This is a genomic window from Microbacterium hydrocarbonoxydans (genome assembly GCF_011752045.1).
GTDB lineage: Bacteria > Actinomycetota > Actinomycetes > Actinomycetales > Microbacteriaceae > Microbacterium.
This window is the reverse complement of record NZ_JAAKXW010000001.1, coordinates 1,420,005-1,443,654: the sequence shown is the minus strand read 5'-3', so window position 1 is coordinate 1,443,654 and position 23,650 is coordinate 1,420,005. Positions and strand designations below refer to the sequence as shown.

The 23,650-nt window shown below is 69.9% G+C and carries 23 protein-coding genes; 17 read left to right on the top strand and 6 right to left on the bottom strand.

Annotated elements, in window-relative coordinates:
- Positions 1-27: 27 nt before the first annotated feature.
- Together coaA and glmS are read left to right on the top strand one after the other, a co-directional pair.
- Positions 28-981: a type I pantothenate kinase gene (coaA, locus tag G6G98_RS06755; RefSeq protein WP_164233042.1), complete on the top strand. Its 954-nt coding sequence runs from the start codon at positions 28-30 to the stop codon at positions 979-981.
- Positions 982-1,057: 76 nt separating this feature from the next.
- Positions 1,058-2,905 (top strand): glutamine--fructose-6-phosphate transaminase (isomerizing), encoded by a 1,848-nt coding sequence (gene glmS, locus G6G98_RS06750; protein ID WP_164233043.1) that lies wholly within the window; start codon positions 1,058-1,060, stop codon positions 2,903-2,905.
- A gap of 254 nt (positions 2,906-3,159) precedes the next feature.
- Here the strand turns inward: glmS and G6G98_RS06745 are convergent, their stop codons facing one another.
- Positions 3,160-3,993 carry a DUF559 domain-containing protein gene (locus G6G98_RS06745; protein WP_164233045.1) on the bottom strand — a complete coding sequence of 278 codons (834 nt, stop codon included), beginning with the start codon at positions 3,991-3,993 and terminating at the stop codon, positions 3,160-3,162.
- Between the two features lie 263 nt (positions 3,994-4,256).
- Here G6G98_RS06745 and G6G98_RS06740 point away from each other — a divergent pair, with 263 nt between their 5' ends.
- The 9 genes from G6G98_RS06740 to G6G98_RS06700 all read left to right on the top strand — a co-directional run bounded on the left by G6G98_RS06740 (position 4,257) and on the right by G6G98_RS06700 (position 11,282).
- Positions 4,257-4,616: a holo-ACP synthase gene (locus G6G98_RS06740; protein WP_067349497.1), complete on the top strand. Its 360-nt coding sequence runs from the start codon at positions 4,257-4,259 to the stop codon at positions 4,614-4,616.
- Positions 4,613-5,719: an alanine racemase gene (gene alr, locus G6G98_RS06735; RefSeq protein ID WP_067349499.1), complete on the top strand. Its 1,107-nt coding sequence runs from the start codon at positions 4,613-4,615 to the stop codon at positions 5,717-5,719. The genes G6G98_RS06740 and alr overlap by 4 nt, the downstream gene beginning before the upstream one ends.
- Complete coding sequence (gene tsaE / locus G6G98_RS06730; protein ID WP_432207063.1) at positions 5,716-6,225, top strand: tRNA (adenosine(37)-N6)-threonylcarbamoyltransferase complex ATPase subunit type 1 TsaE; 510 nt, start codon at positions 5,716-5,718, stop codon at positions 6,223-6,225. The genes alr and tsaE overlap by 4 nt, the downstream gene beginning before the upstream one ends.
- A gap of 9 nt (positions 6,226-6,234) precedes the next feature.
- Entirely contained in the window at positions 6,235-6,852 is a 618-nt protein-coding gene (gene tsaB / locus G6G98_RS06725; RefSeq protein ID WP_067349502.1) for a tRNA (adenosine(37)-N6)-threonylcarbamoyltransferase complex dimerization subunit type 1 TsaB, read from the top strand.
- Positions 6,849-7,337, top strand: a complete 489-nt coding sequence (rimI, locus tag G6G98_RS06720; protein WP_067349505.1) for a ribosomal protein S18-alanine N-acetyltransferase — start codon at positions 6,849-6,851, stop codon at positions 7,335-7,337. The genes tsaB and rimI overlap by 4 nt, the downstream gene beginning before the upstream one ends.
- Positions 7,334-8,407, top strand: coding sequence for a tRNA (adenosine(37)-N6)-threonylcarbamoyltransferase complex transferase subunit TsaD (tsaD, locus tag G6G98_RS06715; protein ID WP_067349508.1), 1,074 nt, complete (start codon positions 7,334-7,336; stop codon positions 8,405-8,407). Before rimI ends, tsaD begins: the two co-directional genes overlap by 4 nt.
- Positions 8,404-8,916, top strand: coding sequence for a hypothetical protein (locus G6G98_RS06710; protein WP_067349510.1), 513 nt, complete (start codon positions 8,404-8,406; stop codon positions 8,914-8,916). Before tsaD ends, G6G98_RS06710 begins: the two co-directional genes overlap by 4 nt.
- Positions 8,917-8,920: 4 nt before the next feature.
- Complete coding sequence (locus G6G98_RS06705) at positions 8,921-10,132, top strand: hypothetical protein (protein WP_067349513.1); 1,212 nt, start codon at positions 8,921-8,923, stop codon at positions 10,130-10,132.
- 334 nt (positions 10,133-10,466) lie between these two features.
- Positions 10,467-11,282, top strand: a complete 816-nt coding sequence (locus G6G98_RS06700) for a hypothetical protein (protein ID WP_164233048.1) — start codon at positions 10,467-10,469, stop codon at positions 11,280-11,282.
- 3 nt (positions 11,283-11,285) lie between these two features.
- On the opposite strand, the gene G6G98_RS06695 is transcribed toward G6G98_RS06700, so the two are convergent.
- A complete protein-coding gene (locus G6G98_RS06695; RefSeq protein WP_164233050.1) occupies positions 11,286-12,491 on the bottom strand; it encodes a class I SAM-dependent methyltransferase in 1,206 nt (401 codons plus the stop codon).
- Between the two features lie 150 nt (positions 12,492-12,641).
- Between G6G98_RS06695 and groES the strand changes: the two genes are divergently transcribed.
- The 3 genes from groES to G6G98_RS06680 all read left to right on the top strand — a co-directional run bounded on the left by groES (position 12,642) and on the right by G6G98_RS06680 (position 15,377).
- Positions 12,642-12,938 (top strand): co-chaperone GroES, encoded by a 297-nt coding sequence (gene groES / locus G6G98_RS06690; RefSeq protein ID WP_017203655.1) that lies wholly within the window; start codon positions 12,642-12,644, stop codon positions 12,936-12,938.
- An 84-nt stretch (positions 12,939-13,022) separates the two neighbouring features.
- Positions 13,023-13,958 carry an EamA family transporter RarD gene (gene rarD / locus G6G98_RS06685; protein WP_067349523.1) on the top strand — a complete coding sequence of 312 codons (936 nt, stop codon included), beginning with the start codon at positions 13,023-13,025 and terminating at the stop codon, positions 13,956-13,958.
- Positions 13,959-14,102: 144 nt separating this feature from the next.
- Positions 14,103-15,377, top strand: a complete 1,275-nt coding sequence (locus G6G98_RS06680) for an ABC transporter substrate-binding protein (RefSeq protein ID WP_067349527.1) — start codon at positions 14,103-14,105, stop codon at positions 15,375-15,377.
- Positions 15,378-15,505: 128 nt separating this feature from the next.
- Here G6G98_RS06680 and G6G98_RS06675 read toward each other — a convergent pair whose 3' ends face one another.
- The 4 genes from G6G98_RS06675 to G6G98_RS06660 all read right to left on the bottom strand — a co-directional run bounded on the left by G6G98_RS06675 (position 15,506) and on the right by G6G98_RS06660 (position 19,590).
- Positions 15,506-16,279: an ABC transporter ATP-binding protein gene (locus G6G98_RS06675; RefSeq protein WP_067349530.1), complete on the bottom strand. Its 774-nt coding sequence runs from the start codon at positions 16,277-16,279 to the stop codon at positions 15,506-15,508.
- Complete coding sequence (locus G6G98_RS06670; protein WP_243842057.1) at positions 16,276-17,157, bottom strand: ABC transporter ATP-binding protein; 882 nt, start codon at positions 17,155-17,157, stop codon at positions 16,276-16,278. The genes G6G98_RS06675 and G6G98_RS06670 overlap by 4 nt, the downstream gene beginning before the upstream one ends.
- A gap of 103 nt (positions 17,158-17,260) precedes the next feature.
- On the bottom strand, positions 17,261-18,238 hold the full coding sequence (locus tag G6G98_RS06665; protein WP_067349535.1) for a branched-chain amino acid ABC transporter permease: 978 nt from the start codon (positions 18,236-18,238) through the stop codon (positions 17,261-17,263).
- A gap of 2 nt (positions 18,239-18,240) precedes the next feature.
- Positions 18,241-19,590: a branched-chain amino acid ABC transporter permease gene (locus G6G98_RS06660; protein WP_243842024.1), complete on the bottom strand. Its 1,350-nt coding sequence runs from the start codon at positions 19,588-19,590 to the stop codon at positions 18,241-18,243.
- Positions 19,591-19,829: 239 nt separating this feature from the next.
- Here G6G98_RS06660 and guaB point away from each other — a divergent pair, with 239 nt between their 5' ends.
- From guaB to G6G98_RS06645, 3 genes are all read left to right on the top strand, one after another.
- On the top strand, positions 19,830-21,332 hold the full coding sequence (guaB, locus tag G6G98_RS06655; protein ID WP_067349541.1) for an IMP dehydrogenase: 1,503 nt from the start codon (positions 19,830-19,832) through the stop codon (positions 21,330-21,332).
- A 101-nt stretch (positions 21,333-21,433) separates the two neighbouring features.
- On the top strand, positions 21,434-21,748 hold the full coding sequence (locus tag G6G98_RS06650) for a DUF2277 domain-containing protein (protein WP_067349544.1): 315 nt from the start codon (positions 21,434-21,436) through the stop codon (positions 21,746-21,748).
- A gap of 97 nt (positions 21,749-21,845) precedes the next feature.
- A complete protein-coding gene (locus G6G98_RS06645; RefSeq protein WP_067349549.1) occupies positions 21,846-23,600 on the top strand; it encodes a PHP domain-containing protein in 1,755 nt (584 codons plus the stop codon).
- Positions 23,601-23,650 lie beyond the last annotated feature (50 nt).

Below are 23,650 nucleotides of genomic sequence, written 5' to 3'. Positions count from 1 at the left end.
GAAACGCGCCCGAGCACGGCCGTTACGATGGATGCCGTGACCACCGCCGACTCCACGCTGCCACTGTCGCCGTACCGGGAGATCAGCCGCGAGGACTGGGCGCGTCTGGCGGCCGGACTCGATCAGCCGCTCACGGAGACCGAGGTGGTCGAGCTCCGAGGCATCGGCGACCGTCTCGATCTCGCGGAGGTGCGCGAGGTGTACCTCCCGCTGAGCCGCCTGCTCAGCCTCTACGCGACGTCGACGAAGCGACTCGGGGCGGCGACCTCCGCCTTCCTGCAGGAGGAGGACTCGACGACGCCGTTCATCGTGTGCGTCGCCGGCTCAGTCGCGGTGGGGAAGTCGACGATCGCCCGTCTGCTGCGCGAGCTCATGTCGCGGTGGCCGGGCACCCCGCGGGTCGAGCTGGTCACCACCGACGGCTTCCTCTACCCGAACGCCGAACTCGAGCGGCGCGGGCTGATGGACCGGAAGGGCTTCCCGGAGTCCTACGACCGGCGTGCCCTGATCGAGTTCCTCACCGAGGTGAAGAGCGGCGCCGCCGAGGTGCGCGCACCGTTCTACTCGCACATGCGCTACGACATCGTCCCCGACGCCCACGTCGTCGTCCGGCGCCCCGACGTGGTCATCGTCGAGGGGCTGAACGTGCTGCAGCCGCCGCCCGCGCCGAACGACATCGCCGTGAGCGACCTCTTCGACTTCTCGATCTTCGTCGACGCCGAGACCGCGCACATCGAGAACTGGTACGTCGATCGCTTCCTCGCGCTCCGTCAGGGGGCGTTCTCGAACCCGTCGTCGTACTTCAACGTGTTCGCGCATCTCACCGACGAGGAGGCGATCACCACAGCCCTCGGGTACTGGAACGAGATCAACATGCCGAACCTCGTCGAGAACGTGATGCCGACCAAGCACCGCGCGCGCCTGGTGCTCAACAAGGGAGCGGACCACTCCGTGGAGAGCGTGCTGCTCAGGAAGCTCTGACGCGCGCCGGCATCCGCGGTCCGTGAGATGGGTTCGTTCGGAACCCTCGCAAAATTGCCCGATTACCCTTGACCCCATGTGTGGAATCGTCGGATACGTGGGCCCGCGCCCCAGCCAGGACATCCTTCTCGCCGGGCTCGCCCGCCTCGAGTACCGCGGCTATGACTCTGCCGGCGTCGCCGTCATCGACGACGCCGGCTCGCTGGGCATGCGCAAGAAGGCCGGAAAGCTCAGCGTGCTGCGCGACTCGCTCGCCGAGTCGGCCCTTCCCGACGGGAGCACCGGCATCGGGCACACCCGCTGGGCGACGCACGGCGGGCCGACCGACGTCAACGCCCACCCGCACCTCGCGGACGACGACAAGCTCGCCGTCATCCACAACGGGATCATCGAGAACTTCTCGGCCCTGCGCGCGGAGCTGATCGCCGAGGGCGTGACCTTCCGCAGCGAGACAGACACCGAGGTCGCGGCCGCGCTGCTCGGCCGCGAGTACGCGAACAACGGCGGCGACCTGCAGCGCGCCTTCCGCGATGTCGTCAACCGGCTCGAGGGGGCGTTCACGCTCCTCGCGATGCACCAGGACCAGCCGGGCCTCGTCGTCGGCGCCCGCCGCAACTCCCCGCTGGTGATCGGCCTCGGCGAGGGCGAGAACTTCCTCGGCTCCGACGTCGCCGCGTTCGTGGAGCACACTCGCAAGGCGCTCGCGATCGGCCAGGACCAGATCGTCGCCATCACCCCCGACGCCGTCACCGTCACCGACTTCGCCGGCACGCCGGTCGAGGCCGAGCCGTTCGACGTCTCCTGGGACGCCGCCGCCGCGGAGAAGGGCGGCTGGTCGTCCTTCATGGCCAAGGAGGTCGCCGAGCAGCCGGAGGCCGTCGCGAACACCATCCGCGGCCGCATCAAGGACGGGCAGGTCGTCATCCCCGAGCTCGACGGCCTCGACGACCTCTTCATCGGGATCAACCGCGTCATCATCACGGCCTGCGGCACGGCATCCTACGCAGCCCTCGTCGGCAAGTACGCGATCGAGCAGTGGGCGCGCGTCGCCGTCGACGTCGAGCTCGCGCACGAGTTCCGCTACCGCGACCCGGTGATCGGCGAGGACACCCTCGTCGTCTCCATCAGCCAGTCCGGCGAGACCATGGACACCCTGATGGCGGTCAAGTACGCGCGCGAGCGGGGCGCCCGCACCCTGTCGGTGTGCAACACCCAGGGCGCGACGATCCCGCGCGAGTCGGATGCCGTCGTCTACACGCACGCCGGACCCGAGGTCGCCGTCGCCTCGACCAAGGCCTTCTCGGCGCAGATCACCGCGCTGCTGCTGCTCGGCCTGCACATGGGCCGCGTCCGCGGCACGGTGACGGATGCCTCCGCTGATGTCGCCGAGCTGCTGGAGCTCCCGGAGAAGATCGCGAAGGTCCTCTCGTCGGAGCAGGCGCATGTGGAACAGCTTGCTCATTGGATGAGTGACACCCGCTCGGTGCTCTTCCTCGGCCGTCACGTCGGCTTCCCGATCGCCCTCGAGGGCGCGCTGAAGCTGAAGGAGATCTCCTACATCCACGCCGAGGGCTTCGCCGCCGGCGAACTCAAGCACGGCCCCATCGCCCTCATCGAGGCCGGTCAGCCGGTGTTCGTGCTGGTCCCGTCGCCGCGCCATTCGGCGCTGATCCACTCGAAGGTCGTCTCGAACATCCAGGAGATCCGCGCCCGCGGCGCCAGGGTGATCGTCGTGGCCGAAGAGGGCGACGCCGCCGTGCTCCCGTTCGCCGACGAGGTCATCCACATCCCGCTCGCCGGGGCCATGTTCGAGCCGCTGCTCGCCGTCGTCCCGCTGCAGATCTTCGCGATGGCGCTGGCCACCGCGAAGGGCCTCGACGTCGACCAGCCGCGGAACCTCGCGAAGTCCGTCACCGTCGAGTGATCCGACTCCTCCCGAACCGCCCCGGCTCCGTGTGAGCCGGGGCGGTTCCGTCTGCGGGGCGAGCCTCCGATGTACGGGGAGCGCACCCGCGCCGTAGTGCACCTGCAGGTTCAGATCACACCTGCAGGTTCGGATGCGGGAAACCGACCTGCATCCGTGTTCTGCGCCTGCAGGTGCAGGGGTTTCTGCACCAGCAGGTGTGGGGACGGCATCAGCTCCGGTCCGGCGGGATCCAAGAGGGATGCCTGGGCCGGTCAGGCACGCGCGCGATCGAGCGCGGCGCGGATCGCGTCGACCACTGTGGCCCAGTCGTAGACGACCTGCGCGAAGTCGAAGCGCAGGCACTCGTAGCCGGCCCTCGACGCCGCGGCATCCCGAACCAGGTCCCTGTGGCGGTTCACAGGTCCGTCGTGATTCTCCTTGCCGTCAACTTCGAGGATCAGGCGGCCGCCGACCACGAAGTCCACCCGGCCGACGCCGTCGATCTCGACCTGGCAGTCGAGACGGATGCCGAGCACGTGCAGCCGCAATCGGAGCAGCGACTCGAGGCCGCTGTCGGCATCAGGTCTCACGAGATCGAGAAGCCACTCAGCCGACTTCGGCAGCTCACGGCGGATGCGCTGCCGATCGAAGGCGGAGATCAGGCGCCGGTTCCAGGCCGATTCATACGCGGCGAAGAACGCCTCCTGGCCGAAGCAGCGGTAGGCGTGCACGAGAGCGGCTGCGACGGGCGCGAGTCCGAGCGGGGCCTGTCCCGGGGAGTAGTGCACGACGCACGAACAGGGGTGGTGCGGATGTCGACGCCCCGAGCGTCCCAGCCAGACGTGGACCTCGCCGTTCGGGTCGGCGAGCATCCAGATCCCGCGTGCGCGCAAGGCGTCAGCGCACGTGAGCGCTCCTCCATGCGCGGCGGCCGTCACGACTTTCGGATCCGTCGTGGGCAGTACGAAGACACCGGGGCGGAGGCGTCGGATGCGGCCGGCCGCCACCGCATCGGACAGCTGGGTTCGGGAGCATCCGTAGCCCTGCAGGAGTGTGCCGCGGGCGATGCCGTCGAAGCGGGCGATGAGGTCCTCAGGCTCGAACATGCTCCGAGCATCCGCTTCCGGCGACGTCCACGGGACGGATCCGGAACGATTGTGGAAGGATCCGCGCCTGTGCAGGAGAAGTCGGGACTGCATCGCGGCCCGGCATCTCCACATGCAGGTCCATATGACAGTTGCAGGTCGACATCCGGAGAATCGGCATCCATGTGGAATCTGGGCCTGCAACTGTCGGGAGCCGTCAGGCTGGGGAGCCGAACGGAAAGCCCGACGGATGCCGGAGCGCGCGGCCCGGGTAGGCTGAACGGGTGATCATCGGGACCGGCATCGACCTCGTGGACATCCCGCGGTTCGAGCGGACCGTCGCACGCACCCCCAGGCTCCTCGAGCGCCTGTTCACGCCGAGCGAGCGGGCGCTGCGTCCGCACTCCCTGGCCGCGCGCTACGCCGCCAAGGAGGCTCTCATCAAGACGCTCGGCGGATCCGACGGCGTGCACTGGACCGAGATCGAGATCGCCTCCGAGCCGTCGGGGCGCCCGCATTTCGTCCTCAGCGGCACGACGGCGCAGGTCGTGATCGAGCGGGGGATCACGAAGCTGCACCTGACGCTGACCCACGACGCCGGCCTGGCGGCGGCGTTCGTCGTGGCGGAGGGGGAGCCGCTGTGACCACGCCCTTCAGGGAAGCGACCATCGACCTCGATGCGATCGCCGACAACGTCCGTCATTTCAGGAGACTCACCCAGACGGACGTCATCGCCGTCGTGAAGGCGAACGCCTACGGCCATGGTGCGGCCGCGGTCGCCGTCGCGGCGCTGTCCGGTGGGGCGACCCGCCTCGGCGTCGCCGAGATCGCCGAGGCGCTGGAACTGCGCCGCGCCGGGATCACCGCGCCGATCGTCGCGTGGCTGCACGCCCCGGGGGAGCGGTTCGAGCATGCGGCCGCCCAGGGCGTCGAGCTCGGCATCTCGTCCTTCGACCAGCTGGAGGCCGCCGCATCGGTCGCGAGCGTCGACCACCCCGTCGGCGTGCACCTGAAGTTCGAGACCGGGCTGTCCCGGAACGGCATCGCGCCGGCCGACTGGGGCCGGGTGCTCGCCGAGGCGGCGCGCCTCGAGCGCATCGGCCGGCTGCGCATCGTCGGCCTGTTCAGCCACCTGTCCAACACCTCCGCCGAGGACGACCGCGCCGCGCTCGCGCGGTTCCTCGAGGGAGTGGATGCTGCGGAGTCCTTCGGCATCCGTCCGGAGATCCGCCACATCGCCGCGACCGCCGCCGCGATCGACCTCCCGGAGACCCGGCTCGACGCGGTGCGCATCGGCATCGGCATCTACGGCCTCTCGCCGTTCGACGGCCGCACCTCGGCCGAGCTCGGCCTGCGCCCGGCGATGACGCTGCGCGGCGCCGTCGCCGCGGTGCGCCGGGTGCCGGCAGGGGCCGGCGTCTCGTACGGGTACGACCACCGCACCGATCGCGACACCACCCTCGTGCTCGTCCCGTTCGGCTACGCCGACGGGGTGCCGCGTCACGCCTCCGGACGCCTTCCGGTGTCGATCGGAGGTCGCCGGTACACGAACGTGGGTCGCATCGCCATGGACCAGTTCGTCGTCGACGTCGGGGATCACTCCGTGTCGGTCGGCGACGAGGTCGTGCTCTTCGGCGATCCGACGCTCGGCCTCCCCTCGGCGGCGGAGTGGGCGGATGCCGCCGGCACGATCGACTACGAGATCGTCACGCGCATCGGTCCCCGGGTGCCGCGGAGGGCGTCGTGAGCGTCGACCCCGGCATCGCCGGGCGTCATGAGATCGCGACCTCCGAGGCCATGGAGCAGCTGGGCTTCCGCTTCGGCGAGCAGCTCGAGGCCGGCGACCTCCTCATCCTCACCGGCCCTCTCGGCGCGGGCAAGACGACCTTCACCCGCGGGCTTGCCGAGGGCCTCGGAGTCCGCGGACCGGTGCAGAGCCCCACGTTCGTGATCGCGCGCACTCACCCCTCGCTCGTCGGACGGGCCCCGCTCGTGCACGTGGACGCGTACCGCCTCGGCTCCGAGGCGGAGCTCGAAGACCTCGATCTCGACCTCGCACGCGCCGTGGTCGTCGTCGAATGGGGGCGCGGCATGGCGGAGGAGCTCGCCGACGCCTGGTGGGACATCGAGCTGGAGCGCCCGGTGGGCGGTGACGAGGATCTCGACCCGTCGGAGCTGGATGCCGATGCGCCCCGGATCGTCACCATCCGGCGTGAGTCCCGCCGAGGCGGCGCGCTCCGCATCCGCGACTAACCTGGAGAGGTGATCCTCGCCGTCGACACCTCCCTGGGCACCGCCGTCGCCCTCATCGACGCCGACGGCGCACTCCGCTCCGAAGCGAACACGACCGATCCTCTCGGCCACGCCGAGGTCATCGGCGACCTTCTCGTGCAGGCGCTCGACGCCGCAGGTCCCGGGGAGGTCACCCACGTCGTCGCGGGCATGGGGCCTGGGCCGTTCACCGGCCTGCGGATCGGCATCGCCGCGGCGCGCACCTTCGCGCTCGGACGCGGCGTTCCCGTGATCGCGGTCCCGAGCCACCACGCGGCCGCGCTCACGGCGCTCGGCACCGGGAGCGGCCCGTTCGCGATCGTCACGGACGCCCGCCGTCGCGAGGTCGCGATCACCGTCTTCGACGGGACGGATGCCGACGGCATCCCGCATGTCTCCGCCGACACCGTGCTCGTGCCCGCCGTCGAGGCTGACGCCCACCTGGACGGCATCCGCCGCATCGACGTCGCCGCGCTCTCCGCCGCCGACCTCGCCAGAGTCGGGGCGCGTGCGCACGCTGCCGGTCGCGTGCTCGCCGGCGAGGAGCCGCTGTACCTGCGCCATCCCGACGTGGTGCTCCCCGGCGCTCCGAAGCGGGTGGGGCTGTGACCCTGCGTGCGGCCACCGCAGAGGACCTCGACGCCATCATGGGCATCGAGCACCGGTCCTTCCCGACCGACGCCTGGAGCCCGGAGACGATGGCCGCGGAGCTCGCGAGCCCGCACGGCCGCTACCTCGTCGACGAGGAGGACGGCGTCCTCATCGGCTACGGGGGGCTGCGGCACCTGGCCGGATCGGCGGATGCCGACATCCAGACCATCGCCTTCGACTCGGCGCACCGCGGGAAGGGCCGCGGGCGGGCGCTGCTGCGCGCCCTGCTCGCCGAAGCCGCGAACCGGGGCGCCCGCGAGATGTTCCTCGAGGTCCGGGCGGACAACCCGGGGGCGGCGGGGCTGTACCTCTCCGAGGGCTTCAAGGAGATCGGCAGGCGGCCCCGCTACTATCAGCCGGACGATGTCGATGCGGTCGTGATGCGCCTCGACCTGCGGGCCCGGGCAGGGCATGCGACCCGGATCGTGGAGGGAGCCGAATGAACGAGCCGCTGGTGCTCGGCATCGAGACGAGCTGCGACGAGACCGGGATCGGGATCGTCCGCGGCCGCACGCTGCTGTCGAACATGATCGCCTCGAGCATGGACGAGCACGCCCGCTACGGCGGCGTCGTGCCCGAGGTCGCCGCCCGCGCGCACCTCGAGGCGCTGCAGCCCTCCATCGACGCCGCGCTCGCCGAGGCCGGCGTCTCCCTGCACGACCTCGATGCCGTCGCGGTCACCAGCGGCCCCGGCCTGGCCGGTGCGCTCATGGTCGGCGTCGGCGCGGCGAAGGGTCTCGCGGTGTCCCTCGGCAAGCCGCTGTACGCCGTGAACCATCTTGTCGGCCACATCGCGGCCGACATCCTGACCCCTGAGTCCGAGCCGCTCGAGTACCCGACCGTCGCGCTCCTCGTGTCCGGCGGGCACACGTCGCTGCTGCACGTGCGCGACCTCACCACCGACGTCGAGCTCCTCGGCGAGACGATGGACGACGCGGCAGGGGAGGCCTTCGACAAGGTCGCCCGGCTGCTGTCGCTGCCGTACCCCGGCGGTCCCGAGATCGACAGGGCGGCCGCCGACGGAGACCCGGACGCGATCCGCTTCCCGCGCGGGCTGTCCAAGGCATCCGACCTGGCGAAGCACCGCTACGACTTCTCCTTCTCCGGCCTCAAGACGGCCGTGGCCCGCTGGGTGGAGCGGTGCGAAGCCGACGGCATCCCCGTTCCCGTCGCTGACGTCGCCGCGAGCTTCCGCGAGGCGGTCGTCGACGTGCTCGTCACGAAGGCGCTGGCCGCCTGCACCGACCTCGGCGTGCCGCGCCTGCTGCTCGGCGGCGGCGTGATCGCCAACCGCCGGCTCCGCGAGGTCGCCCTCTCGAGGGCGGCGGCGGCCGGCGTGACGGTGCGCATCCCGCCGCTGTCGCTGTGCACGGACAACGGCGCGATGATCGCCGCCCTGGCCGCCGAGCTGATCTCCTCGGGCCGCCGCCCGTCGACCCTCGCCTTCGGCGCCGACTCGACCCTCCCGGTGACGGAGATCCAGGTCGCGGAGAGGCTGGCGGAGGCGTCATGAGCGACCGGCCGGGCACTCCAGGCGCGACGGGTTCCGGCCCGGCGCAGGACCGTGCCGACGCGCTGATGCACACGAGCATCGAGGGGCCGAGCGGCGAGGTCGAGCGGCCGGCGGGATCCGCGCGGCTGCCCGGTGCACGCGAGGGCGGCTACACGAGGCTCCCGACCGGACCGGTGGGCGTCGAGCCGGTTGTGGCCAGCGGGCCCGACGTCGACCACCCCGAGAGGGACTCCGGCTGGGAGCCCTCCGCGGGGTCGGCTCATGTCGACGAGACCCGACTGGCGCCCTGGGCGCTGCTGGCCGCGATCGTCGCGCTGGTGGCCTCCTTCTTCGTGGGGTGGGGAATCCCCCTCGCGGTCGTCGCGGTCGTCGCGGCGATCATGTCGCTGCGCCGACCGGCCGAGAGCCGCGCGATCGGCCGCTGGGCTCTGGTGCTCGGCCTCTGCGCCACGGTGTACAGCCTCGGCTGGCTGGTGTGGGCCGGCATGCAGTTCGAGAGACTCGGCTGAGACGATGCCGGGTTCGGCCGAGCACGACGAGCTGCGCACCCTGCAGGCACGGGCGTACGGTCGTCACGGCGGACTGACGGATGCCGAGGCGGCACGGCTGCACGAGCTGCAGAGGGCGCTGCGCGGAGCAGCAGCCGCATCGGGCTCCGCGCGCTCCGGCGGCGAAGACGTTCGGCACTCCGTCGACACCCGCGTTCGGGAGGAGGTGCCGCGCTCCGGTGCCTCCCTCGTCGGGGAGGAGAACGCACGTCCGGGCGGAGGAATCCCGGCGGAGGCTCCTCCCCGGCATGCGAACTCCTCCGGTGCGGCGCAGGACGAAGCGGATGCCGGCGCGCAGGAACTGCCTGCGGGGGATGGCCCGGCGCCTCCGGTCGATGCGACGACCGACGACGGCGAGAGCGGGCCACCGGCATCCGCCGGCCGGTTCCGCAGTCCCCGCCCGCGAACGATGATCGTCGGGGCGGTGCTCATCGCCGCCGCAGGGGTCGCGCTCGGCGCTGCCGTGTTCGGGGACCGGGAGCCGCCGCCCGTGGCGCTCACCGGCGAACAGCAGGAATGGCAGAACGAGCTCCTCGCGAGCGCCGAATACGACGCGGGCTCCCTCCGTGCGATCGGCGAGGAGGCGGGCGCCGTCGTCTGGTACGCGACGAAACAGGACGGCACGCTCGCCTGCGTCATCCTCAGCGATGGGGAGAACACCAGCCCGTCCTGTGCTCCGGCGGAGGATGCCGCGGTCGGAGGGCTCTTCGGTCAGTTCCGCACGCCCGCGGGCGAGGATCATCGCGAGGTGTTCGCACAGATCCTGCTCGACGCCGAAGGCGACCCGGCGGTGTCGGTCTCGAGTTACGTCGTCGGTGACAGCGGCGTGGCGATGCAGTACGCGACCGAGGAGGAGGAGGCGATCGCGGAGACTCTCCGCGAGTCGGGCTTCGACGCCGGATCGATCCGGGTGGTCGGTTACGACGGCGAGGTGCCCGTGTGGCTCGCCCTGCGCACGAACAAGCCGCAGGAGTGTCTCATCTACGACGGCTCCGAGCCCGATCCTGCGATGGACTGCGCGGACACGGAGGAGCTGTGGCAGGGCGGCGGCTCGCTGATCGTCGACCGCGAGGACGAGAAGGACGGGGAGCTCACCCGCTTCGAGTACGTGTACGGCGGCGGATCGTCGTACCTCACCCTCACCAGGGGGATCGAGCCCGGCGATGCCTCCGAATGACGATGAGGAGCTGCGGACGCTCCAGCACAAGGCCTACGGACGCGACGGCGGACTGACGGATGCCGAAGCGGCGCGTCTCCGCGAACTCGAGGACGCCCGAAGCGCGCGAGCCGAGGCATGGGACGCCGCGCGCGTGCGGGAGGAGAACCCGCGTTCGGGCGGAGGAATCGAGGCAGAAGCTCCTCCCGAGCGTGCGAACTCCTCCCGAGCGGAGGCCTCCGATGTCAGGGAACGCGATACTGCGGCGACGTTGCACGCCAGCAGTACCGAGCAGGGCGCGCCCTTGAAACGGGGCGTCGACGCGGCCGCGCCGCCCGCGGGTTCTCACAGCGCATTGCGTCGGTACTGGAAGGCTGTCGCCGCGGCATCCGCGGCGCTGGTGATCATCGGTCTCGCCGCCGGATGGCTCCTCTTCGGCCGGCCGGGGCTGCCGTCCGCGGTGCCCGCGGGCCAGCAGGATGCCCTCGCCATGATCGAGAAGCGCGCCTACGATGCCGGGTCAGTCCGCTTCGTCGGCGAGAAGCACGGCGTAGCGGTCTGGCGCGCGACGATGGACGGCGGAGCTCGCGAGTGCATCGTCATCACCCATGAGCAGCGACAGGGAGCGCAGTGCCGAGTCGTGGATGAGCCGCCGAAGGAGTACGAGTTCGATGGACTCACGACGTCGATCGAGTTCGAGGAGGACGGCGAGGCCGTCATGGTGTGGGCGTCGATCGTCGCCGACATCTCCGGAGAGCCGGTGACGATCGTGCAGCGCTCGGTGATGAGTGCCGGGGGGTGGGAGAGTCAGTACACCGAGGAGCAGCTCGTCGCCGTGCGCGTGCTGGAGGAGGAGGGGTTCGCCGGATCCGCCCTGCAGATCATCGGCTATGACCGCGACCTCCCGGTGTGGCAGGGCTGGCGCGGCGACGAGACCTGTCTCGCTGTCGTGGTCGACGGCGAGACACAGGTGAGCTGCGGCCCGATCGGCGCCGAGGAGGAGTCCCTGAGACTCCGTGTCGGCGACACGGAGTACGAGTTCGGGCCTGGCACCGGGGTGTTCACGATCATCCGCTATGCGGCGCCGTCCGAGGGCTCTGCCGATCCGCTCGAGCTCGGCGGAGAGCACGGCGATCCGATCGAGGTCACGCCGGAGACGGCGGAGCCCTGACGCCTACCCGGCCGCCGGCACCCGGTCGGCGAGGATCGCCCGGCGCTGGTCGCCGATGCGGGTGAGGATCAGCGTCGCTGATTGATCGCCCTTGAGGGTGAGCTTCTTCCGGAACGCCGCGGGATCCACGTCCATGCCGCGCTTCTTGATCTCGAGGGTGCCGATCCGATGGGCCTTCAGCACCGCGCTGATCGCCTTCGGATTCGCCGGCATGATCTCCCGCACGCGGAAGGACTGCACGAACGGACTCGTCAGCGCGGCATCCGACGTCAGATAGGCGATGCGCTCGTCGACCATGCCCGCATCCAGGGTCCGCGCGACGTCTCCGATGAGCCGGGCGCGGATGACGGCTCCGTCCGGCTCGTGCACGAACGCTCCGAGCTCCCGGACAGGGGCGTCCTCGGCATCCGCCCCCGCCGTCAGCTCGTGCGAGCGCTCGCCGCGGATGACCAGCGCCGCGCGGCGCACGCCCTCGCGAGCGAGCGCGCCGGTCCACAGCACGAGCTCGACCACGCTGCCGTCCGCGCTCACCCACTGCGCCTCCGCGTCGGCGGGGAGCGCGTCCCGGTCGTGCCCTGGCCCCAGCTTGATCCCGGTGGGGATGCGCGCGGCCAGGTCGAAGGCCCAGTCCAGAGAGGGGGAGTAGTCGTCGGCCGACACGCGCCGGGTCTCGCTGTGGCCGGAGGTGCGTCGGGCCGGGTCCATCCAGACAGCGCGGTTTCCCGGGCCTCCGAGATCGGCGCCCTCCGCGGTCGCATGCACGACCGCGGCGTTCGCGCCGAACGGTGCGAGGTTGTACGCGGCGATGGCGGCGGTCACCTCGTCGGCGTCGACGGCGAGCACGTCGAGACCGGCGCCCGCGAAAGCGAGTGCGTCCCCGCCGATGCCGCAGCCCAGGTCGGCCACGCTCGTGATGCCGGCCGCGCGCATCCGCTGCGCGTGCCGGGCGGCCACGCCCAGCCGGGTCGCCTGCTCGAGTCCCGCGCGGGTGAACAGCATCCGCCCGGCGAACTCCCCGAACTTGGCCTCGGCCTTCGCGCGGAGGCGCGCCTGACCGACGACGGCCGAGACGAGGTCGGGGGAGTGCCCAGCGGCGCGCAGCCGCGACACCGCCGTCGCCACCTCGGCGACCGAATCGATCGGGCCGAGCGCGTCCAGCAGCTCGAGGCCCTCGGGCGTGAGCAGTGCGCGCAGCTCGGACATCTCCACCTCCTCAGCTTAGGCGGGTGTCTCTCGTCCCGCGGCGCTGGCACTCGCATTGCATGAGTGCCAGCCGACCGCCTAGACTGGCGTTAGCACTCTCGGGTTGAGAGTGCGAACGAGTCTTTCGTGTCAGCGTCAAGAAAGAAGAGGTAGACCGTGTCGGTTTCCATCAAGCCGCTCGAGGACCGCATCGTCATCAAGCAGGTCGAGGCCGAGCAGACCACCGCGAGTGGCCTGGTCATCCCCGACACCGCCAAGGAGAAGCCCCAGGAGGGCGAGGTCGTGGCGGTCGGCCCCGGTCGCATCGATGACAACGGCAACCGCGTCCCGCTCGACGTCGCCGTCGGCGACCGCGTGCTCTACAGCAAGTACGGCGGCACCGAGGTGAAGTTCGGCGCAGACGAGTTCCTCGTCCTGTCGGCTCGCGACGTCCTGGCGGTCGTCGTCCGCTGATCTCAGCGGCCCAGGTCGCTCGAAAGAGCCCGGATGCTCAGGCATCCGGGCTCTTTCACATCCATCCCGGCATAAGGTTGCATTATGAATACAGTCACCTCGCCGCGCTCCGGACAGACCTCCGGAGTCGCCTACGGGGTCGCGGCCTACCTGCTCTGGGGGATCTTCCCGCTGTACTTCCTGCTGCTCGCACCGACCGGCCCGTGGGAGGTCGTCGCCTGGCGGGTGCTGTTCTCCCTCGCCTTCTGCCTGCTCCTGCTCACCGTCACCCGCGGCTGGCAGGCCTTCGGGGTCATCGTCCGGCAGCCGCGGCTGCTCGGGTGGACGGCGCTCGCCGGCGTCCTCATCTACGTCAACTGGCAGGTCTTCGTCATCGGCACCCTGACCGGGAACGTCGTCGAGACCAGCCTCGGCTATTTCATCAACCCGATCACCACCGTTCTGCTCGGCGTCTTCGTGCTCAAGGAGCGCATCCGCGGACTGCAGTGGACGGCGATCGCGATCGCCGCGGTCGCGGTGGTCGTCATCGTCGTCGCGTACGGATCCTTCCCCTGGATCGCTTTGACCCTCACGGCGACCTTCGGCGTCTACGGGCTCATCAAGAAGCAGATCGGGCCGGCCGTGGATGCCGTCAGCGGGCTCACGCTCGAATCGTTCTGGCTCATCCCTATCGCGGTGGTCCAGCTGGTCATCGTCGCCACCACCCCGGCCGGGATCAGCATGGGAGCGAACGGCCCCTGGCACGTCGTGCTGCTCCTCTTCGCCGGAGTCGCGACGGCGGTGCCGCTGCTGCTGTTCGCGGCGAGCACGCGACGCGTGAACCTCACCGTCATCGGGATGATCCAGTTCATCACCCCCGTGATGCAGTTCCTCATCGGCGTGGTCGTGCTCGGGGAGCCGATGCCGGCGGAGCGCTGGATCGGCTTCATCCTCGTGTGGTTCGCGATCGTCGTGTTCGTGATCGACCTGCTGACGGCGGGGCGCCGGGGACGGCGCACGGCGCAGGCCGAGCTCGTCTGATCCTCAGGTGCAGCCGGGGCGGAACCCGGTGCCGGATCGTTAACGCACCGAAATCTAAGCTCCCACCACGCGCGGGCACGACGCTCTAGGGTTAGAGCACCCGACCGTGGTCACAATCCACGTTCAGTTACGCAAGGGAGCATCATGAACGCACTGAAGGGCTCGCGCACCGCGAGGGTCTTCGCCGGGATCGCGCTGCTCAGCGCATCCGCACTGGTCATCGCCGGCTGCAGCAGCACGCCGAGCGAGGAGCCGTCAGACGGCGGCGACAAGCCGGCCGCCGACCTCACGCTGAAGCTCGGCTCGCTGCTGCCGCAGACCGGTGCGCTGGCCTTCCTCGGCCCGCCCATGGAATCCGGCGTCGGACTGGCCGTGGAGGAGATCAACGAGGCCGACGCGGGCGTCACCATCGAACTCACCGCCGAGGACGAGGGCGACACCGACACCAAGGCGTTCGAGACCTCGATCACCAAGCTGCAGGGCGCGGGCGTCTCCGCGATCGTCGGCGCCGCCGCATCCGGCGTCTCCCGCCTGATCCTCGACGGCAACGTGAGCGCGGGCATCCTGCAGATCTCGGCGTCGAACACGGGTCCCGACTTCACGGACTGGGACGACGACGGTCTCTATTTCCGCACCGCACCCAGCGACCTGCTGCAGGGCGAGGTGCTCGGCAACCTGATCGCCGAGGACGGCCACAAGACGCTCGGCGTCATCTACCAGAACGACGCCTACGGCACGGGCCTCTTCGAGAACATCCAGAAGACGTTCGAGGGTGCCGGCGGCGAGGTCGTCGCGAACGCCTCCTACAACGTCGGCGACGGCCAGTTCGACGCGCAGGTCGAGACCATCAAGGCTGCCAACCCGGATGCCGTCGCGATCGTGTCGTTCGACCAGTTCAAGACCATCGCGCCGCTGCTGCTCAACGCGGGCATCACGCCCGACAAGTGGTACCTCGTGGACGGCAACCTGTCCGACTACGGCGCGAAGCCCGACACCAACTTCTCGTTCTCGCTCAAGGGCGCGCAGGGCACCAAGCCCGGACCCGCGCTGGAGGACGACTTCGTCGAGCGCCTGCAGGCGTCGTGGACGGCTGCAGGAAACGAAGAGGTGAAGGACTTCACCTACGCCGCTGAGGCCTACGACGCGGTCGTCCTCGTGGCGCTCGCCTCTCTCGCCGCAGGCTCGACCGAGGGCGCGGACATCGCGGCCAAGATGCAGGAGGTCTCCGGCGGTTCCGGCGACGGCGAGAAGTGCACGAGCTTCGCCGAGTGCGCCGAGATCATCAACGGGGGCGGCACGGCCGACTACGACGGCTACTCCGGCGAGGTCACCTTCGACGAGAACGGCGACCCGCAGGGCGCCACGATCGGCACCTACAAGTACGAGGGCGACGACAACCTCATCACCCGTACGAACTGAGAGCTGAGCGAAGGCCCCGGATGCGCGCATCCGGGGCCTTCGTCATGCCACGGTCCTCGAGCGAGGAGCGCAGACGTGAGGAGAGGGCGGATGCCGCAGCATCCGCCCTCTCCTCACGTCTCGTGCGCTCAGGCTGCGTCCGTGCCCAGCGTGCCCAGGTACAGCCCGATCACCTTCGGATCGTTCAGCAGGTCGCGTCCGGTGCCCTCGTAGGCGTCCTTGCCCTGGTCGAGCACGTAGCCGCGGTCGCAGATCTGCAGGCAGCGGCGGGCGTTCTGCTCCACCATGATGGTCGTGACCCCGGCCTTGTTGATGTCGGAGACGCGGATGAACGCGTCATCCTGACGGACGGGGGAGAGGCCGGCCGACGGCTCGTCCAGCAGCAGCACCGAAGGGTCCATCATCAGCGCGCGCGACATGGCGACCATCTGGCGCTCGCCGCCGGAGAGCGATCCGGCGCGCTGCTTGAGGCGCTTGCCGAGCTCCGAGAAGATGCCGGTCACGAACTCCAGGCGCTCCGCGTAGATCTTCGGGTTCTGGTAGAGCCCCATCTGCAGGTTCTCCTCGATGGAGAGCGAGGGGAACACGTTGTTCGTCTGAGGGACGAAGGCCACACCGCGCTTGACGAGCCTGTCGGCCTTCAGCCCGACGATGCTCTCGCCGTTCACGGTGATCTCGCCTCCGCGCACGTTCACGAGGCCGAAGATCGCCTTCAGCAGCGTCGACTTGCCTGCGCCGTTCGGGCCGATGATGCCGATGAGCTCGCCCTGCCGCGCGACGAGGTTCGCGCCGTTGAGGATGTTCACCCCGGGGAGGTAACCGGCGTGCACGTCGGTCAGCTCGACCACGACGTCGCGGTCGTCCGGTCCCTGCGCTGAGCCGGTCGAAGTGTCGTCGCTCATGCGGTTCCCTCCTCGGTGTTCTCCGCGGCCAGCTCGGCCTCTGCCTCGGCCTCGATCTTCTCGCGGAGCTTGATGGCTGCGGTGTCGGCGAGCACGGGGATGCGTCCGGTGACCGCACCGAGGTCGACGTCCTGGTGCGCGCCCAGGTAGGCGTCGACCACCGCAGGATCCTCCATGACCTCCTCCGGCGGGCCCTCAGCGACGACGCGGCCTTCCGCCATCACGACGACCCAGTCGGCGATGTGGCGCACCATGTGCATGTCGTGCTCGACGAAGAGCACGGTCATGCCGAGCTCCTTGAGGTCGAGGATGTGGTCGAGCAGCGACTGCGTAAGCGCCGGGTTGACGCCGGCCATCGGCTCGTCGAGCATCACCAGAACCGGATCGCTCATCAGTGCTCGGGCCATGTCCAGCAGCTTGCGCTGACCGCCCGAGAGCGAGGCGGCGAAGTCCTTCTCCTTGGCGTCGAGCTTGAAGCGGGTGAGCAGCTCCCGCGCCTTCGCCTCGATCTCCTTGTCCTGCTTGCGCCACAGGAACGGGAACAGGCTCGACCAGAAGCCCTCGCCGCGCTGATGCGGGGCGCCGAGCTTCATGTTCTCCAGCACCGTGAGGAGCGAGAGCGACTTCGTGAGCTGGAAGGTGCGCACCTGGCCCATCCGGGCGACCTTGAAGGAGGGGACGCCGGCGAGGCTGGTGCCGTTGAACGACCAGGTGCCGCTGTTGGGCTTGTCGAAGCCGCAGAGCAGGTTGAACAGGGTCGTCTTGCCGGCGCCGTTCGGTCCGATGAGGGCCGTGATCGCACCCCGCGGGATCTCGACGTGATCGACGTCGACGGCGGTCAGACCGCCGAATCGCCGCTGCACGGCGTCCACGACCATGATCGGGTCGACCTTGGCGACGCCGGGCTTCGCTGGCCCCTTCGCGAGTCCGGTCGTCTTCGGGCGACGGATGCTGCCGGTCGCCGGCGTTTCCGGGTTCAGTTCACTTGACAAAGGTCATCTCCCTCTTGTCGCCGAGGATGCCCTGCGGGCGGAAGATCACGAGCAGCATCAGCGAGACGCCGATGAGGATCTGGACCAGCGTGGACGCCTGGTTGTCGGTGATCGGCAGGATGCCTGCGCGGGACAGAGCGGGGAGCATGTTGGCGAGGAACGAGTACACCACCCAGAACAGCACCGCGCCGAGCGTGGGGCCGAAGACGGTGGCCGCGCCGCCGAGGAGGAGGATCGTCCACAGGAAGAACGTGAGCGAGGTCGTGTAGCTGCCGGGGACGACGGCGGAGGGGAGCACGAAGACGATGCCGCCCGCCGCGCCGATCACGCCGCCGACGACGAGCGCCTGCATCTTGTAGGCGAACACGTTCTTGCCCAGCGAGCGCACGGCGTCCTCGTCCTCGCGGATGCCCTTGAGCACACGTCCCCAGGGGCTGCGCATCAGCGACCACACCAGGGCGATCGCGAGGCCGAGCAGCACCAGGCCGAAGACCCGGTTCCACAGGTCGTCGGCGCTGAAGGTCCACGGGCCGAATCCGTAGGTGCCAGGGGGGAACGGGTTCGCGTCGCGGAAGCCGCCGTTGTACTGGGCGAGTCCGTCGGCGGAGTTCGTCCACTCGTCGAAGACCTGGGTGGTGAACAGCAGGCGCACGATCTCGCCGGCGGCGATGGTCGCGATGGCGAGGTAGTCGGCGCGCAGGCGCAGGGTCGGGATGCCGAGCAGGATCGCGAACAGCGCGCCGCCGAGGAGTCCGATCAGCATGCCGACCCACCAGGGCAGGCCGAAGCTGAGGACGGAGATCGCGTAGCCGTAGCCGCCGATCGCCATGAAGGCCGCCATGCCGAAGTTCAGCAGGCCGGCGTAGCCGAAGTGGACGGCGAGACCCGTCGCCGCCAGGGCGTAGGCGATCGTGACCGGGCTGAGGAGATAGACGGCGGTGTTGGAGAAGATGCTTCCGAAGTCCATGATCAGCCCAACCTTTCCTTGCGACCGAGCAGGCCCTGGGGCCTGACCAGGAGGATCACGATGAGGACCAGCAGAGCGCTCGCGTACTTCAGGTCGGAGGGGATCCAGAGCGTGGAGACCTCGACGGCGATGCCCACGATGAGCGAGCCGAACAGGGCGCCGAACGCGGTGCCGAGGCCGCCGAGCGTGATCGCGGCGAAGATCAGGAGCAGCATCTGGGCTCCCATGTCCCACTTCACGCCGGGGCGGAAGTATGCCCACAGGATGCCGGAGATCGCGGCGAGGGACCCGGCCAGGATCCACACGTAGCGGATGACCCGGTCGACGTCGATGCCCGACGCCGCCGCGAGCTGCGGGTTGTCGGAGATGGCGCGGGTCGCCTTGCCGATGCGGGTGCGGGTGAGGAACCACGCGACGCCGATGATGACCACGATGCTCACGCCCATCCCGATCAGATCGATGTACGAGAGCGAGACCGGGCCGAACTGGATCGGGGCGGGGCTCGCGCCGGGGAGCTGCCGGGTGCCGCCGCCGATGAGGAACTGGAAGAGGTAGCGCAGCGCGAGCGAGAGCCCGATGCTGACGATCATCAGCTGCACGACGCCGAGGCCGCGGTGACGCAGCGGACGCCAGAGGCCGGCATCCATCGCCCAGCCGAACAGGCCGCCGCCGACGACGGCGGCGACGATGCCGAGCCAGAGCGGGAGGTGCCAGAACGAGGTCGTGACCAGGGCGACGAGTCCGCCCCAGGTCACCATCTCGGCGTGCGCGAAGTTCGACAGGCGCGTGGTGCCGTAGATCAGCGCCGCGCCCATCGAGGCCAGCGCGAGCAGCAGGCCGAAGTTCAGCCCGCCGACCAGGCGGGAGAGCAGCTGGTCGATGAAGGTGACCGTGATGCGCTCGCCCTCGCCGAGGAAGAGGTTCATGATCTTCGTGCCGGTGAGGCCGAACTCCACCTCGAAGGACGCGGTGGTGCCGGCGATCGGCTGCGTGCCCTCCGGCAGCTGCGCGGCGTCGACGATCACGCCCTCCGGGAGCGTGTCCTCGTCGACGGTGAGGGTGTACTTCTCCTTCTCGGGGACGTACAGGCGCCACTTGCCCTCGGCATCCGTCTCCGTCTCGCCCTCGAAGCCGCTGCCCTTGATCGTCATGACGACGCCCTCGACGGGCTCGTCCTCGAACGTGATGATGCCGCCGAAGTAGAAGTCTGTGATCTCCTGACCGTCGTCCGTCTCCTCGGCGGATGCCGGGGAGGGCGGCGTCAGCACGAACGCCGACAGCGCGATCAGGATGCCGAGAAGCGCGACCAGCCAGGGGCGCTTTCGATGCACGGCGAATGTTGTGGGTGCCACGCAACCTCCACTTTGAGTGCTCCCGCTGCGGCATCGGGTGTGAACCGCAGCGATGGACGACGCACTTGAGCGTAGTGCGCGATCCGCGAATCTCCTATACGGGTGGAGCGAGGGCCGGTCCCTGGGAATGTTCTCGGGCGTGTCTCGCTTAGAATCTACATACGATTTCCCGGCTCGCCCGGCCCTCGTTCACCCCCGCACGCACCCGGAACAGCGCCATCAGCGCAGGAGGAGCATCCATGGACCAGCACGACCCCTTCGGCTTCGTCGGACTCACGTACGACGATGTGCTGCTCCTCCCGGGGCACACCGACGTCATCCCCAGCGAGGCGGACACCTCGTCGCGGGTGACGCGCCGGATCTCGGTCGCGACCCCGCTGCTCTCCAGCGCGATGGACACCGTCACCGAGGCCCGCATGGCGATCGCGATGGCGCGCGAGGGCGGCATCGGCATCCTGCACCGCAACCTCTCGATCGCCGACCAGGCCGCGCAGGTCGACCGCGTGAAGCGCAGCGAGTCGGGCATGATCACCGACCCGATCACCACGAACCCCGACGCGACCGTGGAAGAGGTCGACAGGCTCTGCGCCCAGTACCGCATCTCGGGCCTGCCGGTCGTCGACGACGAGGGCCGCCTCGTCGGCATCATCACCAACCGCGACATGCGTTTCGTCTCCGGCTTCGAGCGCCAGACCACGTTCGTCAAGGACGTCATGACCAGCGAGAACCTCGTCACGGCTCCGGTCGGCGTCGCGGCCGGAGAGGTCATCGCGCTGTTCGCCAAGCACCGGGTCGAGAAGCTGCCGCTGATCGATGAGGACGGCAAGCTCGCCGGCCTCATCACCATCAAGGACTTCGACAAGAGCGAGAAGTACCCGCTCGCCACCAAGGACGAGCAGGGCCGCCTGCGCGTGGGCGCGGCCATCGGCTTCTTCGGCGACGCGTGGGAGCGCGCCGAGGCGCTGCGCGACGCCGGTGTCGACGTGCTCGTCGTGGACACCGCCAACGGCCAGTCGCAGGGCGTGATCGACCTCGTCAAGCGCCTCAAGGCGGACGAGTCCTTCGCCCACATCGACGTCATCGGCGGCAACGTCGCGACCCGTGAGGGTGCTCAGGCCCTCGTCGACGCGGGCGTGGACGCCGTCAAGGTCGGCGTCGGTCCCGGCTCCATCTGCACCACCCGCGTGGTCGCCGGCGTCGGCGTGCCGCAGGTCACGGCCGTCTACGAGGCGTCGCTCGCCGCGGGTCCCGCCGGCATCCCGGTGATCGCGGACGGCGGCCTGCAGTACTCCGGCGACATCGCGAAGGCGCTCGTCGCCGGCGCCGACGCCGTGATGCTCGGCTCGCTGCTCGCCGGCACCGACGAGTCGCCGGGCGAGATCGTGTTCCAGTCCGGGAAGCAGTTCAAGCAGTACCGCGGCATGGGCTCGCTGGGTGCCATGCAGACCCGCGGCAAGCAGACCTCCTACTCGAAGGACCGCTACTTCCAGGCCGACGTGCCCAGCGACGACAAGCTGATCCCCGAGGGCATCGAGGGCCAGGTCCCGTACCGGGGCCCGCTCTCCGCGGTCGCGTACCAGCTGGTCGGCGGTCTGCGTCAGTCGATGTTCTACGTCGGTGCCCGTACCATCGAGGAGCTCAAGCAGCGCGGCCGGTTCGTGCGCATCACCGCGGCGGGGCTCAAGGAGTCGCACCCGCACGACGTGCAGATCGTCGTCGAGGCGCCCAACTACAAGCGCTGACGCACTTCGCGCAGAGGGCCGGAAGCCGTGGGCATCCGGCCCTCTGCCGTCGTCGGATCCGAGGGCTTCCGGATGTCGGGTGCGCGGCGTAGCGTGCGGGTATGTGCCGCAACATCGTTCCGCTGAACAATCTCGCGCCCGCCGCCACCGATGAGGAGTGTCACGACGCGGCGCTCCAGTACGTGAGGAAGATCGCAGGGACGACGAAGCCGTCCAAGGCGAATCAGGAGGTCTTCGATCGTGCTGTCGAGGAGATCGCTCACGCCACACGGCATCTGCTCGCCGGTCTCGTGACGACGGCGCCGCCGAAGAGCCGCGAGGAGGAGGCGGCCAAGCGCCAGGCGCGCTCGGCCGACCGCTACGAGGCTCTGCGCGCATTCCAGCAGGAGAAGCGCGCGGCGCGCGCGGTCGGGTGATGCTCGGGGCTTCGCCAGGAGGACATCGGATGTTTCCCGGCCGTCCATTCGCGGTCGTTAGGGTGCGGAGTTCCGACCCGACCCGAAGGATCTCCGCATGTTCGACCACGACACCCACGGCGCCCTCCCGATCGACACCGACGCCGAGCTTCGTCAGCTCGGATTCTCGCGCCGCGAGATGCTCCGCACAGCCGGTATCGCCCTCGCAGCGGGCGCCGTCGCCACCATGGCCGGCAACGCGAGCGCGGCGCCGGCCTCGGCCAGCACGTTCGCCGGGACGACCGCCGGCGAGCCCGAGGCGCTGAACTGGCTCGTCGGCGATCACCACGTGCACACCCAGTTCAGCCACGACGCCAAGTACCGGATCGCCCAGCAGCTCGACGCCGCCCAGCGCTACGGGATCGACTGGCTCGCGTTCACCGAGCACAGCAACGTCGCGCACGCCGAGCGGGGCCTGGCGTCTGCGCGCGAGCAGATCCAGCATGAGCGCGAGACGCGCGGGATGCTGCTGTTCCAGGGCCTCGAGTGGTACATCCCCGGAGCCGAGCACGCCACCGTGCTCGTGGAGCCGGGCGCCGACGACGCCCGTACGCTGCGGGCGTTCGAGCTCGCGTGGGACGGCAAGCTCAATCGCTGGGAGCGTCCGGTCGACGCCGCGCAGGCCGCGGAGTTCGAGCGTCGCGCCGCGGAGGCCATCGCCTGGCTCGGAGCGCAGAAGCGCGCAGGGGTCGTCGGCGACGCCGTGGTGCTCGCGAACCACCCGATGCGCCTCGGCATCGACTCGCCGCACGAGTTCCGGCTCTGGCGCGACGCCGCTCCCGACATCATGATCGGCATGGAGGGAGCGCCCGGCGCCCAGGCATCGGCGATCAGCCAGCACGCCGGCCCCGGTGATCAGCGCGGCGAGTACGTCAACTCGCCGCGTCCCGACAGCTGGCCGGGCTATCCCGCCGACGCCTACCGTCCGTACGGCGGGTTCGACTGGGCCACCGCCACGGTCGGCGGACTGTGGGATGCACTGCTCGCCGAGGGCAAGCCGTTCTGGATCACGTCGAACTCCGACAATCACCTCACCGCGAAGGACACCTGGGTCACCGGGCCTTATCCCGACGGGGAGCCGTACGCGAGCCTGCCCAGCGAGTACGACCGCTGGGCGGTGCTCGGCAAGCGCCCTGATCCGATCGACACCGGCGTGCCCCAGGGCGGCAGCGATTTCTGGCCGGGTCAGTTCTCGCGCCTGCACACCGGTGTGACGACGCGCTCCTACGCTGGCGTGCTCGACGCCATGCGCCGGGGACGCATGTGGGTCGACCACGGTCATCTGCTGAGCGGCTTCGACGTGCGCGCGCAGCTCACGATGCCCGGGAAGGGGAGGGGCCGCGGCAACGGCGCGGGAGGCGGCTGGGGAAATGCGGCCGGACGCAGCGTCACCCTGGGCGGACGCCTCACGGCGAAGCGCGGCCAGGATGTGGTGCTGACGATCACCGTCACGACGACCGACTACGTGAACGCCGCCGGCATCCTCCCGCAGCTTGCACACGTCGACCTCATCGCGGGACCCATCACCGGACCGGCTGCCGATGCCGACGCGATGCGCGCGCCGGAGACGCGGGTCGTCCACCGGTTCGACACCACCGCCCGACGCGGCACGTTCACTCTCACACACGTCTTCGAGCGCGTCGAACGGCCGTTCTACGTGCGGTTCCGCGGCAGTGATGGCAAACGCAACGGCACCGGCTACCACGGGGCCTCCGTGGATCCCGCGGGGCCGATCCGGCACGGTGCCGGTGAGGGCGACCCGTGGCTGGACACCTGGTTCTACGCGAACCCGATCTTCGTCGACGTGGTCTGAGCGAGGTGCGCCGAGGTCGCACGCGCACTGATAGCCTGGTCGGCTCGCCA

Bases quoted from the DNA above. Each gene is read 5' to 3' on its own strand.
- coaA (WP_164233042.1), top strand. From the start codon at position 28: ATGGATGCCGTGACCACCGCCGACTCCACGCTGCCACTGTCGCCGTAC.
- glmS (WP_164233043.1), top strand. From the start codon at position 1,058: ATGTGTGGAATCGTCGGATACGTGGGCCCGCGCCCCAGCCAGGACATC.
- G6G98_RS06745 (WP_164233045.1), bottom strand. From the start codon at position 3,993: ATGTTCGAGCCTGAGGACCTCATCGCCCGCTTCGACGGCATCGCCCGC.
- tsaD (WP_067349508.1), top strand. From the start codon at position 7,334: ATGAACGAGCCGCTGGTGCTCGGCATCGAGACGAGCTGCGACGAGACC.
- G6G98_RS06710 (WP_067349510.1), top strand. From the start codon at position 8,404: ATGAGCGACCGGCCGGGCACTCCAGGCGCGACGGGTTCCGGCCCGGCG.
- G6G98_RS06705 (WP_067349513.1), top strand. From the start codon at position 8,921: ATGCCGGGTTCGGCCGAGCACGACGAGCTGCGCACCCTGCAGGCACGG.
- rarD (WP_067349523.1), top strand. From the start codon at position 13,023: ATGAATACAGTCACCTCGCCGCGCTCCGGACAGACCTCCGGAGTCGCC.
- G6G98_RS06680 (WP_067349527.1), top strand. From the start codon at position 14,103: ATGAACGCACTGAAGGGCTCGCGCACCGCGAGGGTCTTCGCCGGGATC.
- G6G98_RS06675 (WP_067349530.1), bottom strand. From the start codon at position 16,279: ATGAGCGACGACACTTCGACCGGCTCAGCGCAGGGACCGGACGACCGC.
- G6G98_RS06670 (WP_243842057.1), bottom strand. From the start codon at position 17,157: ATGGTCGTGGACGCCGTGCAGCGGCGATTCGGCGGTCTGACCGCCGTC.
- G6G98_RS06665 (WP_067349535.1), bottom strand. From the start codon at position 18,238: ATGGACTTCGGAAGCATCTTCTCCAACACCGCCGTCTATCTCCTCAGC.
- guaB (WP_067349541.1), top strand. From the start codon at position 19,830: ATGGACCAGCACGACCCCTTCGGCTTCGTCGGACTCACGTACGACGAT.
- G6G98_RS06650 (WP_067349544.1), top strand. From the start codon at position 21,434: ATGTGCCGCAACATCGTTCCGCTGAACAATCTCGCGCCCGCCGCCACC.
- G6G98_RS06645 (WP_067349549.1), top strand. From the start codon at position 21,846: ATGTTCGACCACGACACCCACGGCGCCCTCCCGATCGACACCGACGCC.